Genomic DNA, 14,804 nt, shown 5'->3' with positions numbered 1-14,804 from the left:
CTCAGCTCTCGATGACCTCGGCCGACTTCGAGGTTTCATTTCTTGCGATGCTTGCCCGCCGCAGAACGGGCACCAGAACTTTGAAGCCATGCAATGTGTCACTGTATTCGCGTACTGAGACGACTTGCCCGGAGGCGGGATCGACCCGCACGACGAAGGAGTACGCGTTCCGGTAATACTCGTTGGCGTCGATGTGGCCCTCGCTCTCCGCCAGGAGCACGGCCCGGTTGCCCTCCACGATCGCATCGATCAAGGTGAAGCGAATCGGAACGATCGAGAGCAATTGCGCGATAAAGGTTTTCATCTCAGGCATGGGGCGCGACTCGCGGCTGGACACTTCCCAGAACGTTCCGTCATCGGACAGCAGACTCAGGCCTTCGTCAATTTTGCCCTCGCTGAACAGATGCCATGGTTCCCATGCAACCCCAATGAGCTCGTCTCGGCGCGCGTTTGATTCAGTCACCAGTTAATGTGCCTTCCTCTTCGGGGAGTCGCGAATTGTGTCGGGCGCCGAACAGGATCCAGCGCAAGCCCTGCAAGTGGGTATCTCCAGGGTCGAGATGTCCTGTTACCGAACGGACCTCTGATAAGGAGCGATAGCGCGCGGGCGACTTTCCGTGGGGCAGGAACGTGGGATTGACAGGCCGCCCTTTCGACGCCGTCTCTGCACCGTCGATGAGCATCTGCCCCATGTTGTAGACGGTGATGACGTGGTAGGCGGTCAAGGCTGTCGAGTGGTCGAGCTCCTCGAGGAGTATGCCTATGGTTGCGTCGGCGAGTCCGATCGCCGCTGGCAGAGGGTGATGACCGTTGACGAAGGCGGCAACTCCGGGGTGGCGGGCGAAGATGGCGCGGGTCCGCGCGACAAGGTCGATCACCCTGTCTTGCCAGCTACCCTCGAGGGGAACCTCGATCTGAGCTATGACAGCGTCACTGACCAATTCGTACAGCTCCTGCATGCTGCCCGCGTGGTAATAGACGGTCGGCGCTCCGACCGACAGCTCGGCGCACAACCGCCGCACGGTAAGCGCCGAGAGCCCTTCTTCGTGAGTGATCCGCAACGCCGCCATGACAACGGCGTCCCTGCTGAGGGGGGCTCGGGCGTGCCTGGCTCGCGCAGCTGTCACGATCGGCTCCTCCAGATGATCAGTACAGTTTGCCAATCCATATATCAGCGCTATAGTAACAACGCTATACGGGCGGCGCCATAGCCGTACGAAAATTGGGAAGGGTTGTGCTGCAGGATGTTTACTCGCGACGAAGTCGAGGCTGCGTTCAAGACGTACTACATGACCGGGCCGGTATTCGAGGATTGGGCGTCCTGGGCGGCGTTGTTCACCGATGACGCCGTCTACCGCGAACACTTTTGGGGCTGGTTCCGGGGACCGGCAGAGATCAAGGTGTGGGTCGAGGGTGCGATGGCGGCCGTGCCGCAGATCTACACGCCGCTGAAGTGGTACAACATCGACGGGGACCGGGTCGTCTACGAGGTTGAGAATTGGGCGGACAACCCTGAGCCCGGGGGTGCCCCGATCGGCTTTCCCTCGGTGCAAGTGATTCAGTACGCCGGTGATGGGAAGTGGCGTTCGGAAGAGGACTGGTGGATCCTGCCCGAGGCGCGCAAGGCGGCCGAACGGTACGCCGCTGCCGCGGCCGCGCATGACCCTGACCACGCGAGCAAGATGACCAGGCAGGACTGGGGGCCATGGGTGGACTGGGCCAGGCCGCCGGCTGGCTCGCATCCCGCGCCTTCGTGGTTTGGTCGCGATGACGTTCTGCCGGTATTGCGTCCGCGGGACCTGACCGTGGGAGTGCGCAACCAATGAGCGTGAATGGCAAACGTCGGGCCGACACCGTCGTGTGGATCTCCGGTGCCACGAAGGGCGTCGGAGCCGGCCTGGCCAGCACAGTCCCGTATCCGGACGCACGCGTCATCAACATGTCTCGCGGAACCGCTGGACAGCTTGAGAACATTCCGCTCGATCTGTCCGTGCCAGATGACTGGGAACGTGCCGCGGAGAGCATGGCGAAGGAACTCAGGCAGTTCGATGGCAGCCGGGTCGTCTTTGTTCACAACGCATTCATGGAAGGACCCTACGGGTACGCCGGCGAGGTCGATAAGGGGCGCGTGCGCGAACATCTGATCGCCAATCACGCTGCGGCGCTGTGGCTGGGCAATGCCTTCCTCGAGGCGGTGTCTCCGGGACTCGAATCGACCTTGGCGATGGTGTCGTCACTGTCGGCCAAGATCCCGATGGAAGGTGCGTCGTTCTACAGCGCGTCCAAGGCGGGCATCGAGATGTGGGTACGCACAGTTGCACTCGAGCGCAAGCGTCGAGGAGTCGGTCCGCGGGTGATTGGCTTGCGGCTTGGCCTGGTCGAATCGCCCGGCGTGCACCACATCGCCGAGGTCGACCCCCGAGACTGCCCCGCGGCCGGTGCAACCAGGGACAGCATCAGCCGCGGCGAGCCCATGCCGGCAGAGCAGGCCGGGCGTCAAATGTGGGGACACATCACGGAGCCTTCCGAAGCCGGCCCTATCTTCGAGATTGGAACTCTCCCAGCCACAATCAAGAATTACTGAATGGGAGTACAGCGACACCTGCGACACCCGATCTCGTATTCAGACTATGCGCGCGCCATCGTGGCCTGAATGGCGGTGACGCACAGTTCGTCTGCGCGTTCGTCCACGAGTGAGCCCTTGAAGGCCCGGCCGATCTGAGTATGAGCGGTCGCCACGACGACCGCGTCGCGGCCACCCGTCAGAATCCCAGCCCCTTGCCAACGATGTCGAGCATGATCTCGTTGGTGCCGCCGTAGATCCGCTGAACGCGAGAGTCGCGCCACAGGCGCGCGATCTCGTACTCGTTGATGTAGCCATAGCCGCCGTGCAGCTGCAGGCACCGGTCGATGATCTTCCACTGTGTCTCGGTCGCGAACCACTTCGCTCCGGCTGCTTCGTCGGCGCTGAGATCCCCACTGTTGACCGCCATGATGCATTTGTCGATATAGGTCTGCATGACGTCCAACTCGGTCCGCATCTGGGCGATCGCGTGCCGGTTCACCTGGAAGGTGCCGATCGGCTGACCGAAGGCCTTGCGATCGCGCGCGTACTGAACGGAGAGATCCAGGGCCCGTCGAGCCGCCGCCGCCGCGTGGATTGCGATACCGAGGCGTTCGGCGGGCAGGTTCCGCATCAGATGGTAGAAGCCTCTGCCCTCTTCGCCGAGCAGATTCTCGGCGGGCACCCGAACGTCGGTGAAGATGAGTTCGGCTGTGTCGGCGGACTTTTGACCGATCTTGTCGAGCTTGCGGCCGCGTTCGAATCCGGGCATTCCGCTCTCCACGATGATGAGACTCAAACCCTTGTGCGGCTTGTCGGCGTCGGGATTGGTGCGACAGGCGACGACGACGAGGTCGGCAAGCAGCCCGTTGGAGATGAACGTCTTCGCGCCGTTGACGATGAAGTCGCTGCCGTCGCGGCGCGCCGAAGTCTTGATGTTGGCGAGGTCAGAGCCGGCGCCGGGTTCCGACATCGCGATCGCGGTGATCAGCTCACCCGTGACGTAACCGGGCAGCCAGCGCTTCTTTTGCTCGTCGGTGGTCAGCTCGGTGAAATAGCCGGCGAGGATGTCGTTCTGCACACCCAATCCCAGCCCGACGCTTCCGGTGAGCCAGAACTCCTCGTTGACGATCGCGTTGTAGCGGAAGTCCTTGATGCCCATGCCGCCGTACTCCTCGGGCACCTCCCAGCCGAGCAGCCCAAGCTTGCCGGCTTCCAGCCACGGCTCTCGATCGGTGTAGCCGCGCTGCTCCCACTCCTCGACGTGGGGCACGCAGCTGGTTTCGAAGAACGCCCTGGCGGTCGCTCGAAATTCGTCGTGTTCGGGTTCGAAGATGTCTCTGCGCACGATTCCTCCGGTTCCAGATGACTAGCTGACTACGTTGTTGGTCGGACTAGAAGACGCCGCTGCTCAGTGCGGTGACGACTTCCCATACGCCGTCGGGTGATTCGAGCACCAGTTCGCCGAGACGGTGTTGCCATTGCCGCTGCACCCCGAACTCCGCGCGCCACGCCAGTGCCCGAGAGGTGAAGTGGCGCAGCCGGTGGTCGAGGGTGAACCCGATCGCGCCGTGTACCTGATGCGCGTTGCGCGCCACCAACGTGGCGGCGCGGGCGGCTTCGATCTTCGCGACGGACACCGCGAACACGCCGGGTGGGGTATCGAAGCCGTGGGCGGTCACGGCTTCGACGGCAAACTCCGAGGCCGCCTTCGCCAGCGCGATCGAACTCGCGGCGCTGGCGATGAGTGCCTGCACCGCCTGGAATTTCGCGATGGGCCGGCCGAACTGTTCACGCTGCTGGGCGTGCTCACATGTCAATGCGAGCGCACGTGAAAGCGCCCCGCATGTCTGCACCGACCGCGCCAGCGCGCCGCGCAGGCGGAACTCTTGTGCCGGCGACCCCGCCACCTCGATGCACCACTCGGGCTCAAGCTGAATATCGATGTGCACCCGACCGCCCGGCTGGCCGGCGATGTCGAGGACCGGGTCGATCCGAGCCGCTGCCAGTGGGACCTTGGCGATAAACCCGTCGCCGGCGACGACGAGCGCCTCTGCGGCACCGGCCCAGGGCACATCGTCGAGCACGGCGGTGAGCCGGCGCTCGCGCAGCTGCTGATCGGTCACCGCAGCCGTCATGACGCCAAAATCTGCGGGCAGGTCAGCGATACCCACTAGCCACGATGCCAACAGGTCGTGCTCGGCCAGCGGGACCGGGGCCGCGTGGTACCCGCACGCCTCGAGCACCACCGCTAGTTCCCGCAGACTCGCGCCGGCGCCCCCGCGCGCTTCCGGCGTGGTCAACAGAGTCAGGCCGGCGCCGGTCAGCGTGCTCCAGAGTTCAGGGCTGTACTCGAGATCCACGCGCTGCACGTCGAGCAGGGGCTCGGTGCTCGACGCGAGAATGTCATCGGCCAGTTTGCGAACCGCGAGCAGGTCGGCGTCGTCGGTCGCCGTCGTCATCGCAGCCCCAAACCGCGTGCGACGACGCCGCTGAGGATCTCGTTGGTTCCTCCCCGAAGCGTGAAGCCGGGAGCATGCAGGATGCCCTCGGCCAGCAGCCGGGCCACGTCGTCGTCCGCGTGCACGCCCGGGCGCACGACTGCCGCAGCGCTGGCCGTGTCCACCACCGCGCCCTCGTAGCGCGTGCCGAGATCCTTGATGACCGCGGCGGCGATCCCAACCGGCTCGCCGCGGCTCAACGCGGCGGCCACCGAAGCGGACATCTGCCGCAGGGTCGCAAGCTGGGACACCAGATCACCGAGATCGGAAGCCGCCCAGGGATACTCCCGATGCATGTCGCTCTTGAAAGTGCGGGCAAGCGCCTCGAGCAGCGGTTGGGTGGAAAGGATGCGCTCGGGCCCGCTGCGTTCGAATCCCAACTCGGAGGTGACCTGCGCCCAGCCGTCCCCGATATCGCCGAGCACCATCTCATCGGGCACGAAAACCTTCGACAATGCCACCTCGTTGAAGTGATGCGCCCCAGTGAGCAGCCTGATCGGCCGGATGTCGAGGCCGGGGGAGTCCAGAGGGACCACGAACTGACTGAGCCCCTCATGACGCTTCGCGACGTCGAGTTCGGACGTGCGGGCCAGCACGACGAACGCGTGAGCGTGGTGTGCGCCCGAAGTCCACACCTTGGTGCCGGTCAGCTCCCACCCGCCATCGACGCGAACGCCGCGCGTCTTCACACTGGCCAGGTCGGACCCGGACTCCGGCTCGCTCATGCCGATCGCGAAATAACACTCGCCGCGGGCGATGGCCGGCAGGTAGCGCTGCCGCTGCTGCTCATTCCCGTACTTCAGGAGCGATGGTCCCGCTTGGCGGTCGGCGACCCAGTGCGCGGCCACCGGGGCGCCGGCGGCGAGGAGTTCCTCAATCACGACGAATCGTTCGACGTGGCCGAATCCGCCTCCCCCGTATTCGCGGGGAAACGTCATGCCCAGCCATCCCCTGGCGCCGAGTCGGCGGCTGAACCCGGGATCCCACGAGGCGATCCACGAGTCGACCCGCGGCGTCCAGCCGTGTTGGGCACGGTCGTCGTGGATGTACTGCCGCACCTCGGTGCGCAGGCCCTCCGTTTCGGGTGGCAGCGCGCGGAAAGGCGGCACCAAGGCACTCGTCATCCGGTACATCCCAACCAGTCGTTAAGCGGCAGCTAAACCGTTTACTTATTCAGAAGGTAACTCACCCGGTGCTGGGCGCCCAAGGTGGTGTACAAAGTATCTAATAAATTCAACTGATTTGGCAAAGAGAGGGATTTGCGATGCGAGATGCGGTCATCGCCGCCGCGGTGCGGACACCGATAGGCAAGCGCAACGGCGGTCTGGCGGGCCTGCATGCCGTCGAAGTCTCGGCCACCGTACTCAACGAACTCATCGCGCGCGCGGGGCTGGATCCCGCGCTCGTCGAGGATGTGCACTGGGGGAACGTCATCAGCATCGGCCAGCAGTCCGGAAACATCGGTCGCATGGCGGTGCTCGCCGCCGGATGGCCGGAATCGGTGCCGGGCTTCACGGTGGACCGGCAGTGCGGCTCGTCTCAGCAGGCCATCTCGACGGCGGCGGCGGCTGTGGTGTCCGGGCAGGCCGACATCGTCGTCGCCGGAGGCGTGGAGATGATGTCCAACGTGCCGATGGGCGCCGCCACCGTCCCCGGTACCGGCGACATGGGCGGGCCCGCGGTCGAACGGTACGCGTCCGAGCTGACGGCGCCGGGCTTCAACGGAAGGTTCAACCAGGGGGCGGGCGCCGAACTCATCGCCGAACAGTACGGGCTGTCCCGTACCCAGCTCGACGAGTACTCGGTCGAATCGCATGAGCGTGCGGCGGCGGCGCAGGACGACGGGCTCTTCGTCGACGAGATCGTTGCCGTGCGCACAGCGGCCGGCGACGTCATCGCTGACGAGGGAATCCGGCGCGGGTCGACGGTGGAGAAGCTGGCCACGCTGAAAGCGCCGTTCCTCGACGGCGGAAAGATCACGGCGGGCAACGCATCACAGATCTCCGACGGGGCCGCCGCCGTGCTCATCACCACGTCGGAACGGGCCGCCGAACTCGGCATGACGCCACTCGCGCGCGTGCACACCGCGGTCTGCACCGGCGACGACCCGGTGAAGATGCTGACCGGACCCATACCGGCGACGCAGCTGGCCCTGAAGCGCTCCGGCTTGGATCTCGGCGACATCGCCTTCTTCGAGGTGAATGAGGCGTTCGCCCCGGTTCCGCTGGCGTGGCAGGCGGACACCGGGGTGTCCCGCGACAAGCTCAACCCTGTCGGTGGCGCGATCGCGTTGGGCCACCCGCTGGGCTGCTCGGGCGCGCGGCTGGCCACCACCTTGATCCACCACATGCGTCGCACGGGTGGCCGCTACGGCCTGCAGACCATGTGCGAGGGCGGCGGAACGGCGAACGCCACGATCTACGAATTGCTCGAGTGATCTTCGTCGGTCACCGCTCCCGCCCGCAGCTCGCCGCGCTGTGCCGTATGTTCGGCATGACCCGCGTGTTTGGCCGTGGCGGTCGCGCGCGTAGCTTGCGGCTTGCTCACTGCCTCGGCAAACCAGGTCGGCGTGATCTACACCCGGTCCCGCGTGAATCCCGCGGCTAGCCCCTCCGTAGGTGACGCATCGGTCATGGAGCGCCCTATAACGGCAAAAATGTTAACTAATTTAGTGCCCGGTGGACGAGTGGAGTTCTGTCGACAGGACTCCGGTCTGGAGGAGGCTCGTGTTGGACGAACTGCAATGGTCGGTGCGCGACGGCGTGGGCACCATTCGGCTCAACCGGCCCGAAGCGCGCAACGCATTCACTTTCGAGATGATCCGCGAGTGGGCTGAACTGCTACGGGCTGCCAAGCACGACGACGAGGTGCGGGTGCTGGTCCTCACCGGCACGGGGGACAAGGCCTTTTGTTCGGGCGTCGATCTCTCCTCCATCTCAAACGCCAATCCCAACCTGACGCCCCTGCAGCGCAAGAGCCAACTCCACGACGAGATCCATCAGATTGCTCACACACTCGCGGATCTGGACAAGCCGGTGATCGCATCGATCAACGGCGTCGCGGTAGGCGCAGGTCTCGACATGGCTCTGATGTGCGATATGCGCATCATGTCGATGTCGGCGAGAGTGTCCGAGGGCTACGTCAGGGTCGGATTGACCCCCGGCGACGGCGGCGCCTACTATCTTCCGCGCATCGTGGGTACGTCCAAGGCCCTTGAGTTGCTCTTGACGGGGAACTTCATCGACGCCCACGAGGCGCTTCGCATCGGACTCGTCAACCGTTTGGCCACTCCGGAAACCCTGGAAGAGGAGACGGTGAAGTTCGCGCAGTCGATCGCCCAGCACGCCCCGGTGACCGTCCGCATGATCAAACGCGCCACCTACCAGTCCGCCGACGTCGACCGGCGCACGGCACTGGATCTCATCTCGTCGCACTTCGCGGTGGTCGCTGCGACCGAGGACGCGGCGGAGGCGTTGGCGGCCATGCAAGAAAAGCGCCCACCGAAGTACGTGGGCAGATGAGGAGCACCCGGTGAGCGGCGATACCGCCCACGTAGGCGAGTAGAACTAAGGTCTGGCCCAAGCGGCGCCATTGCGCTCGACGCACCCGCAGATCAAAGTCACAGGTCACCTGGTGGACTTTCCGTATCCGGCGCGGAAACTGGCATCTCCACGCGGCAGCCGCATTGGCCAGAACGCGCGCGATATGGTCATCAGATTACAATCAATCAAATGATTCCGATAGATGGACTCATTCCTATCGGGTAGGCGGTGCTGGTGTCTGTGGCGACGAGGAACGGTGTGACGCGATGAAGAAGTCCACGATCGTCAAAATTCCGAAGGCCAGTGAACTGGTGGCAGCAACCCTTCGGCGCCAGATCGTCACCGGTGAGCTGAAGCCGGGCGAACTACTCCCGAACGAAGCCATCCTGATGCAGCAATTTGGTGTCTCCCGGCCAACGCTGCGTGAGGCTTTCCGGATCCTGGAGTCCGAGGCGATCATCACGGTCCTGCGGGGGGCACGCGGTGGCGGACGCGTGCTGGAGCCTGACGGGGCGGTCGCCGCACGTTACATGGGAATCCTCCTGCAGTACCAGGGCGCCCCGCTGACCGACGTGTACCAGGCGCGCACCGAGATCGAGGTGTCCGCGGTGGGGATGTTGGGTGGCTCCAAGCGCAGGTCCGCCATTCGCACGCTCGGGGAATTGGCGGCCGAGGCCGAGGAACTTGTCGATGACGACGACGCTTTCGCAGCGCACGATCTCAAGATCCACTCCGCCATCGTCGAGGCGACCGGTAACATGACGCTGGCGGAGCTGAGCAAGATGCTGTTCCACATCATCGACGCGCACAACGCGTTGTTCATCGCATCGCACCCGCGCGGATCCAGCAGCACCGTGAACAAACAGGCCCAGCGCGCATACGCCCGTCTGGTCAAACTGCTCTCAGACGGCGACTTCGAAGCCGCGCAACGCCATTGGCGTCGCTACCTCGAAGCAGCTGAAACTTTCATGGTTGGCGAAGCCGACTCGACTCTTATCGAGGTGCTGTCTTAGCAGATCACGGTCTGGCCAATCGCTCTGCGAGCAGGTGGCGTCTCCTACCGCGCGACGTTGGCGCCGCCCGGATAGCCGCCGCCGCCGTAGGCCGCGTCGAGCGCGTCGTAATCGGTCACCCCGTTCACGGTCGGGATCACCTCCACGAACTCGACGAACTTCGGCTTCTTGTAGGACGCGATGCGCTCGCGACAGTGTTCGATGATGTCGGCGGCGGTGAGCGTCTGCCCCTCCTTGAGGACGACGATCGCCTTGACCGACTGCGTGAACTTCGGATCGGGCACGCCGATGATCGCGGCCTGCTTGACGGCTGGATGTGCGGTCAGGCAGGTCTCCACCTCGGGGGGATAGATGTTTTCGGCTGCCGACTTGATCATGCGGGTCAGCGTGCCGATGAACTCGATGGTGCCGTCGGCCTCGCGACGCCCTTGATCACGAGTGTGCCACCAGCCGTTGTGCATTCGCGCCGCGTTGGTCTGCGGACGGTTCCAATATCCCAGGTGAACGATATCGCCGCGGATCGCGATCTCGCCGGGTGTGCCGTCGGGTACCTCGTTGCCGTGCCCGTCGACGATGCGCACCTGACACAGCGGTGAGGGTCGACCGGCGTTTCCGATACCGGATTTCCCCCACGCGTTAAGCAGGGCGAGCCCGGTAACCTCAGTCTGACCGAACCCGCCGGTGTGCTGCGCCCAAAGGCGGTCGTCTGCCGGCAATGCGTCGCCCCAGATCGGCGCGAATGGGCCGGAGCGCAGCGAACTGATGTCGTATCCGGCCTCCTTGTTCAGTTCCAACATCTTCATGATCGTCGGCGGCATGAGGAAGGCCGACGTGACCTTCTCGACTTCGATGAGCTTGAGCAACTCCGCTTCGTCCACCCGGCGGACATAGACGTTCGTTCCTCCCATGACGAACGTAGGAAGCGAATCGAACTGGAAGTTGCCGATGTGGAATAGCGGGCCGGAGTTCACGAACACGCTCGAGTGGTCGGTTTCGGTAACCCTGCCTGTGAGCATCGCCATCGTCGTCAAATTGCGCTGGGAGAGCATCGATCCGGCTGGGCGGTCGATGATGGCGGCGGTGTAGATGACGAGGAGGGCGTCGTGCGGGTCGGCCTCGGATTCCACTGGATCCGTGGCGAACTCGGCAACACGGCGGTCATAGCCGTCGGCATCGTCGGAGTCGTGTCGGATCCAGACCGCGGACCCGCCGGCGAGGGTGCGCGCTTCGGCGACCTGAGGCGCGATTTCCTCCTCCTGCCACACGATGATCTTCGGGTCGAAGTCGTCGATGACGAAGGCGAGTTCGTGGCCCGACTGCCGCCAGTTGGCCGGGCAGATCATCGCCCCGAGGCGGGCGCATGCGATCATCAACTCGAGAAATCTGGACGAGTTCTGCGCAAGCCACAGCACCCGGTCGCCGCGCCCAACGCCGTGGTGCACGAGCAGTCGCGCGGCCTGATTGACGCGGTTGTCGAATTGCGGCCAGGTGTACCGAACCGGCCCGTCGATCACCGCCAGGCGGTCCGGATACCGTCGCCGGTGTTCACTGCATATGTCGGACAGAGTGAGGTCGGGCATCGCACTCCTGGTTCGCTCGCGTGTCGGCTCAACGCGACGCCGGCCTGAGGCGATGCTCAGATCCGGCAATCGCTTAGATCACATTACACTGTAAGGTGATGCTGATCACTACCGCGTGGTGCCGGTGACGGCCTTGTCAAGCTCCTCGTCGGCCAGGCGAGGTGACGTTAGTATCTGAACCGACGTCACCGGAGGATCGGAGCCTGCGATAGCCGAGAACAGTCGGTCAACCGCCGAAGCGCGTCGGTCCGCGGCTCGCAACAAGCCCCCGGCGCTCACCGAAGAACAGATCGTCGCGGCCGCCCTCGAGATCATTCGCGCCGAGGGGCTGGAAGCCCTGTCGATGCGTCGGCTATCGCGTCAGCTGAAGCGTTCGGCGATGGCCGCCTACTGGTACGTCTCCGACAATCGGGAACTGCTGGATCTCGTGGCCGGCAAGCTCCTGTCGCGCGTGGAGATACCCGATCCGGATTCCGGCCCATGGGATGAGCGACTTCGTGCGGTCATCGACGGGATCGACGCGCAGCTGCACAGTCATCCGGATATAGCGACCATCCTGTTGGAGCGGATGCGGAGCACAGATCGACGGCTGATGAACGGCATCATGCAGATCCTGATGAGCGCCGGCTTCGAGGGGCCCGAGGTTTTCTTGTCGTACGCGATGATCCACACCTACCTGTTCGGGCGGTATCAGGTCATCGAGTTCGAGGACGACCTCGACCCACCCGACTTGGAGGACACCATCGTCGAGCTCAGACCGCACCTCGCCGGGTTGCACGGCCGGGACTTCTTCAGCTACGGGGTCGACACCATCATCGAGGGACTACGTGCCCGTCTGGCCGCACCGCGCGGCGCCGCCCCCGGGCGCAAACCGAGAGCTGCGCGCCCCAAGAAGTGATTCGGATCAGCTGGTTCCCGGCCGGCGTCACGGGTATGACTGTACGGTGTACGGTCACATGACAAGGCCCGGGTGGAAGGGATGCAAATGAGCGACACCGCATGGGAGTCCGATCTGGGGTCGTGGGTCGGCGCCGACTTCCAGGCGATGCCTCGCACGGAAGGCGGAGTCGCTCTCTGCGGGGCATGCATGCGGACCGGTGAGTGCCGGCTCGGCGTAACGCAGGAGGAACTGCGTACCGACGACGTTCTCACGTCGAACCTCGCGTGCCCACCCGATCACGAAGGTGGGCCGAACGTGGCCCACGGCGGATGGACCGCTTCCGTGATGGACGAGATATTGGGCCACGTCCCAATCGCTCACAACCAGCTGACGGTCACCGCGACACTCACGGTCAACTTCAAGAAGCCGGTGCCCATCGAGCGCCCGCTGCAAGCGCGCGCGTGGATCGACAAGATCGACGGGCAAAAGTGGTTCATTTCGGGCGAATTGGTGCTGTTGCCGAGTGAGGCCGTCCTCGCGACGGCTACAGGCATCTGGATCGCGCGAGACGTCGGCCATTTCGCCCGACACCGCGCCTGGCTCGCCGAGCAGGACGCGTCGGCCGAGGACTTGCGTTGACTGCGCACCGATCAGCTCGGAGTCGAAGGCTGCCGTTGAGGAGGAGCGGGTAGTGCAAATAGGTCTGATGGCGACGGCATGGGACGACCCGCGCGACTGTGTCCGTCTGGCGGTGATGGCAGAGGAGCGTGGCATCGAGTCGATCTGGTTCGGTGAGCACAGTCATCTGCCGGTCGGTGAAGACCACGCATTCGTTCGCCAAATGCCTGAGTTCTACCGCCGGATCCCGGATCCTTACGTCGTGTTGGCCGCGATCGCTGCGCGGACCAGGGTTATCCGGCTCGGTACCGGCATCGCTTTGCCAGGTCAAGGCGATCCACTTCACCTTGCCAAGACCGTCGCCAGCCTTGATGTCTTGTGCGGCGGGCGCTTCGAGTGGGGAGTGGGTTACGGCTGGAACGAGACGGAGCTGCGCGATCACGGGATCGATCCGAGGTATCGGATGAGCCGTTTCGGGGAGGTCCTCGCGGCGGTGCGCGGACTCTGGACACATGATCGTTTTACGTTCGGGGGCAAGCACATTCAGTTCGCCGAGTGCTGGTCATACCCGAAGCCGGTACAGGCGCCGGGCCCGCCGATTCTGCTGGGCTGCCGTGCAACCGCACGTGCCTTCGAGCAGTTGGTCGACCACTGTGACGGTTGGCTGCCCAGCATCGAGCAAGCGCTCGATACAGCCGATGTGTCCATCGCGAAGCTGCGCAGCCGGTTCGCAGAAGCCGGCCGCGATCCGGCCTCGCTTCAGCTGACCTTCATGGACTCTCGCGGCTTCTGGCTTGACGTCGACACGGACACTTACAAGACCAAGCGTCGAGTGAAGCGGGCGACAGTCGAGCGGGTTCGCGACCTCGGGGCCGATCGGTTGATCGTCGGAATGCCGCTGTTCACTGTCGACACCATAGAGCCGATGCTCGACGCCGTTGCCGAACTCATCCCCGCAGCGGCCTGAGGAATTGCGGACCGCAACGAAAGGCATCCCGTGAACAAGAGATTGACGGGCAAGCTTGCCTTGGTGACCGCCGTCTGGCAAGAGGTTGGGCGGCGCCACATTACGGCGTATAGTCGAGAGTTCGACGACAGGGTCCTTCCACCCCCCTTCACCGCCGAATGGCTTACACCATCGAAAAGAGTGATCAGCTTGAGTCAAACGATCGACTCCCCGGTGGATGTCTCCCTCGAGCCGGAGAAGAGCCTGAGGCAGAAGTGATCGCTCGAGTGGGTATCTGGATTCGTTCTACGCCAATAACGTTCATTCTTGGTCGGTGCAGGACATTCCGCTCTAACGTCAATCCATCGATCGGCTTCGGATAGGAGCGCATCATGTCGGTCAGTGACGAGGATCTGGTCAAACGCTTTCCCGGCCAACCGATCACACACGACAACGCGGACCATTATCGCGGTCGCCTGGATCATCGACTTTTGCTGGGCAAGTGCCGCTCCTGCCAGCGCTGGCAGTCCCCACCCAAACCCGTGTGCCCGCAGTGCTGGTCGTTCGACGTCGAGTCGGCACCGGTTTCCGGCGATGGCACCATCTACATGGCGATCTTCCTGCGCCAGGGTCCGCCTGCCCCCGGTGTCGACTACTCGACGCCCTACCCGGTCGTGACCGTAGAACTGGACGAGCAGCCGGGGTTGCGATTCACCGCGACCGTGTTAGGAGCGGAGAACGACGCCATTCGCATCGGCGAGCGGGTGCGGCTGGGTTGGATCGAACGTGCCGGCATGCCGGTTCCGGTCTTCGAATTGAGCGGGGCGGCCTCGTGAGGAACGCCCTGAAGGACAACGTGGCAATTGCCGGTGCAGCGACCACCGGATTCGTCGCGAAGAATTCCGGACGCAGTCAGACCTCGCTGGCCGCGGAGGCCGCGATCGCAGCGATCCGCCAGTGCGGTTTAGGGAAGAACGACATCGACGGGCTATGCGGAAGCTGGCCCGCGGCACGCGAACTGCAATCGGCACTCGGCTTGCCGCGGCTGACGTGGTTCGGAAACCCCTTCATCCCGATGGTGGATCACGTTGCGACGGCGGCGGCCGCCGTCCACGCCGGTTTGTGTGACACGGTGCTGGTGTATCACGCGGCACGATAGGC

Annotated in this window: 16 protein-coding genes; 10 read left to right on the top strand and 6 right to left on the bottom strand. The window is 64.3% G+C overall.

The features are described from left to right. Position 1: 1 nt before the first annotated feature. A complete protein-coding gene (locus A5692_RS29365) occupies positions 2–463 on the bottom strand; it encodes a nuclear transport factor 2 family protein (RefSeq protein ID WP_067920435.1) in 462 nt (153 codons plus the stop codon). Continuing rightward, positions 456–1,070 (bottom strand): TetR/AcrR family transcriptional regulator, encoded by a 615-nt coding sequence (locus A5692_RS04530; protein WP_067920433.1) that lies wholly within the window; start codon positions 1,068–1,070, stop codon positions 456–458. Before A5692_RS04530 ends, A5692_RS29365 begins: the two co-directional genes overlap by 8 nt. A gap of 174 nt (positions 1,071–1,244) precedes the next feature. Between A5692_RS04530 and A5692_RS04525 the strand changes: the two genes are divergently transcribed. Continuing rightward, complete coding sequence (locus tag A5692_RS04525) at positions 1,245–1,826, top strand: nuclear transport factor 2 family protein (RefSeq protein WP_067920431.1); 582 nt, start codon at positions 1,245–1,247, stop codon at positions 1,824–1,826. Next, complete coding sequence (locus tag A5692_RS04520; RefSeq protein ID WP_068052676.1) at positions 1,823–2,584, top strand: SDR family NAD(P)-dependent oxidoreductase; 762 nt, start codon at positions 1,823–1,825, stop codon at positions 2,582–2,584. Before A5692_RS04525 ends, A5692_RS04520 begins: the two co-directional genes overlap by 4 nt. Positions 2,585–2,762: 178 nt before the next feature. Here the strand turns inward: A5692_RS04520 and A5692_RS04515 are convergent, their stop codons facing one another. The 3 genes from A5692_RS04515 to A5692_RS04505 are packed head-to-tail and all read right to left on the bottom strand — an operon-like array spanning position 2,763 to position 6,188. Next, positions 2,763–3,911: an acyl-CoA dehydrogenase family protein gene (locus tag A5692_RS04515; protein WP_067920427.1), complete on the bottom strand. Its 1,149-nt coding sequence runs from the start codon at positions 3,909–3,911 to the stop codon at positions 2,763–2,765. Between the two features lie 46 nt (positions 3,912–3,957). After that, a complete protein-coding gene (locus A5692_RS04510) occupies positions 3,958–5,025 on the bottom strand; it encodes an acyl-CoA dehydrogenase family protein (protein WP_067920425.1) in 1,068 nt (355 codons plus the stop codon). Beyond that, complete coding sequence (locus A5692_RS04505; RefSeq protein ID WP_067920500.1) at positions 5,022–6,188, bottom strand: acyl-CoA dehydrogenase family protein; 1,167 nt, start codon at positions 6,186–6,188, stop codon at positions 5,022–5,024. Before A5692_RS04505 ends, A5692_RS04510 begins: the two co-directional genes overlap by 4 nt. A gap of 140 nt (positions 6,189–6,328) precedes the next feature. Here A5692_RS04505 and A5692_RS04500 point away from each other — a divergent pair, with 140 nt between their 5' ends. From A5692_RS04500 to A5692_RS04490, 3 genes are all read left to right on the top strand, one after another. After that, entirely contained in the window at positions 6,329–7,501 is a 1,173-nt protein-coding gene (locus A5692_RS04500) for a thiolase family protein (RefSeq protein WP_067920423.1), read from the top strand. 292 nt (positions 7,502–7,793) lie between these two features. Beyond that, entirely contained in the window at positions 7,794–8,585 is a 792-nt protein-coding gene (locus A5692_RS04495) for an enoyl-CoA hydratase/isomerase family protein (RefSeq protein WP_067920498.1), read from the top strand. Positions 8,586–8,872: 287 nt separating this feature from the next. After that, a complete protein-coding gene (locus A5692_RS04490) occupies positions 8,873–9,619 on the top strand; it encodes a FadR/GntR family transcriptional regulator (RefSeq protein ID WP_067920422.1) in 747 nt (248 codons plus the stop codon). Between the two features lie 44 nt (positions 9,620–9,663). Here A5692_RS04490 and A5692_RS04485 read toward each other — a convergent pair whose 3' ends face one another. Continuing rightward, a complete protein-coding gene (locus A5692_RS04485; protein ID WP_067920419.1) occupies positions 9,664–11,199 on the bottom strand; it encodes an AMP-binding protein in 1,536 nt (511 codons plus the stop codon). Between the two features lie 379 nt (positions 11,200–11,578). On the opposite strand from A5692_RS04485, the gene A5692_RS04475 reads away from it, so the two are divergent. The 5 genes from A5692_RS04475 to A5692_RS04450 all read left to right on the top strand — a co-directional run bounded on the left by A5692_RS04475 (position 11,579) and on the right by A5692_RS04450 (position 14,802). After that, on the top strand, positions 11,579–12,097 hold the full coding sequence (locus tag A5692_RS04475) for a TetR/AcrR family transcriptional regulator C-terminal domain-containing protein (protein WP_231984189.1): 519 nt from the start codon (positions 11,579–11,581) through the stop codon (positions 12,095–12,097). 87 nt (positions 12,098–12,184) lie between these two features. Continuing rightward, a complete protein-coding gene (locus A5692_RS04470) occupies positions 12,185–12,718 on the top strand; it encodes a PaaI family thioesterase (RefSeq protein WP_142274852.1) in 534 nt (177 codons plus the stop codon). 67 nt (positions 12,719–12,785) lie between these two features. Beyond that, on the top strand, positions 12,786–13,664 hold the full coding sequence (locus A5692_RS04465; RefSeq protein ID WP_067920413.1) for a TIGR03619 family F420-dependent LLM class oxidoreductase: 879 nt from the start codon (positions 12,786–12,788) through the stop codon (positions 13,662–13,664). A 371-nt stretch (positions 13,665–14,035) separates the two neighbouring features. Beyond that, a complete protein-coding gene (locus A5692_RS04455; protein ID WP_067920410.1) occupies positions 14,036–14,479 on the top strand; it encodes a Zn-ribbon domain-containing OB-fold protein in 444 nt (147 codons plus the stop codon). After that, a complete protein-coding gene (locus tag A5692_RS04450; protein ID WP_067920407.1) occupies positions 14,476–14,802 on the top strand; it encodes a hypothetical protein in 327 nt (108 codons plus the stop codon). The genes A5692_RS04455 and A5692_RS04450 overlap by 4 nt, the downstream gene beginning before the upstream one ends. The last annotated feature ends 2 nt before the right edge of the window (positions 14,803–14,804 follow it).

The sequence above is a fragment of the Mycobacterium sp. E342 genome (assembly GCF_001667665.1).
Classification (GTDB): domain Bacteria; phylum Actinomycetota; class Actinomycetes; order Mycobacteriales; family Mycobacteriaceae; genus Mycobacterium.
This window is presented reverse-complemented; position numbering and strand designations above follow the sequence as displayed.

Excerpts from the sequence above, each read along its gene's own strand:
- A5692_RS04530 (WP_067920433.1), bottom strand. The coding sequence starts at position 1,070 with ATGGCGGCGTTGCGGATCACTCACGAAGAAGGGCTCTCGGCGCTTACC.
- A5692_RS04525 (WP_067920431.1), top strand. The coding sequence starts at position 1,245 with ATGTTTACTCGCGACGAAGTCGAGGCTGCGTTCAAGACGTACTACATG.
- A5692_RS04520 (WP_068052676.1), top strand. The coding sequence starts at position 1,823 with ATGAGCGTGAATGGCAAACGTCGGGCCGACACCGTCGTGTGGATCTCC.
- A5692_RS04510 (WP_067920425.1), bottom strand. The coding sequence starts at position 5,025 with ATGACGACGGCGACCGACGACGCCGACCTGCTCGCGGTTCGCAAACTG.
- A5692_RS04505 (WP_067920500.1), bottom strand. The coding sequence starts at position 6,188 with ATGACGAGTGCCTTGGTGCCGCCTTTCCGCGCGCTGCCACCCGAAACG.
- A5692_RS04500 (WP_067920423.1), top strand. The coding sequence starts at position 6,329 with ATGCGAGATGCGGTCATCGCCGCCGCGGTGCGGACACCGATAGGCAAG.
- A5692_RS04490 (WP_067920422.1), top strand. The coding sequence starts at position 8,873 with ATGAAGAAGTCCACGATCGTCAAAATTCCGAAGGCCAGTGAACTGGTG.
- A5692_RS04485 (WP_067920419.1), bottom strand. The coding sequence starts at position 11,199 with ATGCCCGACCTCACTCTGTCCGACATATGCAGTGAACACCGGCGACGG.
- A5692_RS04475 (WP_231984189.1), top strand. The coding sequence starts at position 11,579 with ATGGCCGCCTACTGGTACGTCTCCGACAATCGGGAACTGCTGGATCTC.
- A5692_RS04470 (WP_142274852.1), top strand. The coding sequence starts at position 12,185 with ATGAGCGACACCGCATGGGAGTCCGATCTGGGGTCGTGGGTCGGCGCC.
- A5692_RS04465 (WP_067920413.1), top strand. The coding sequence starts at position 12,786 with ATGGCGACGGCATGGGACGACCCGCGCGACTGTGTCCGTCTGGCGGTG.
- A5692_RS04455 (WP_067920410.1), top strand. The coding sequence starts at position 14,036 with ATGTCGGTCAGTGACGAGGATCTGGTCAAACGCTTTCCCGGCCAACCG.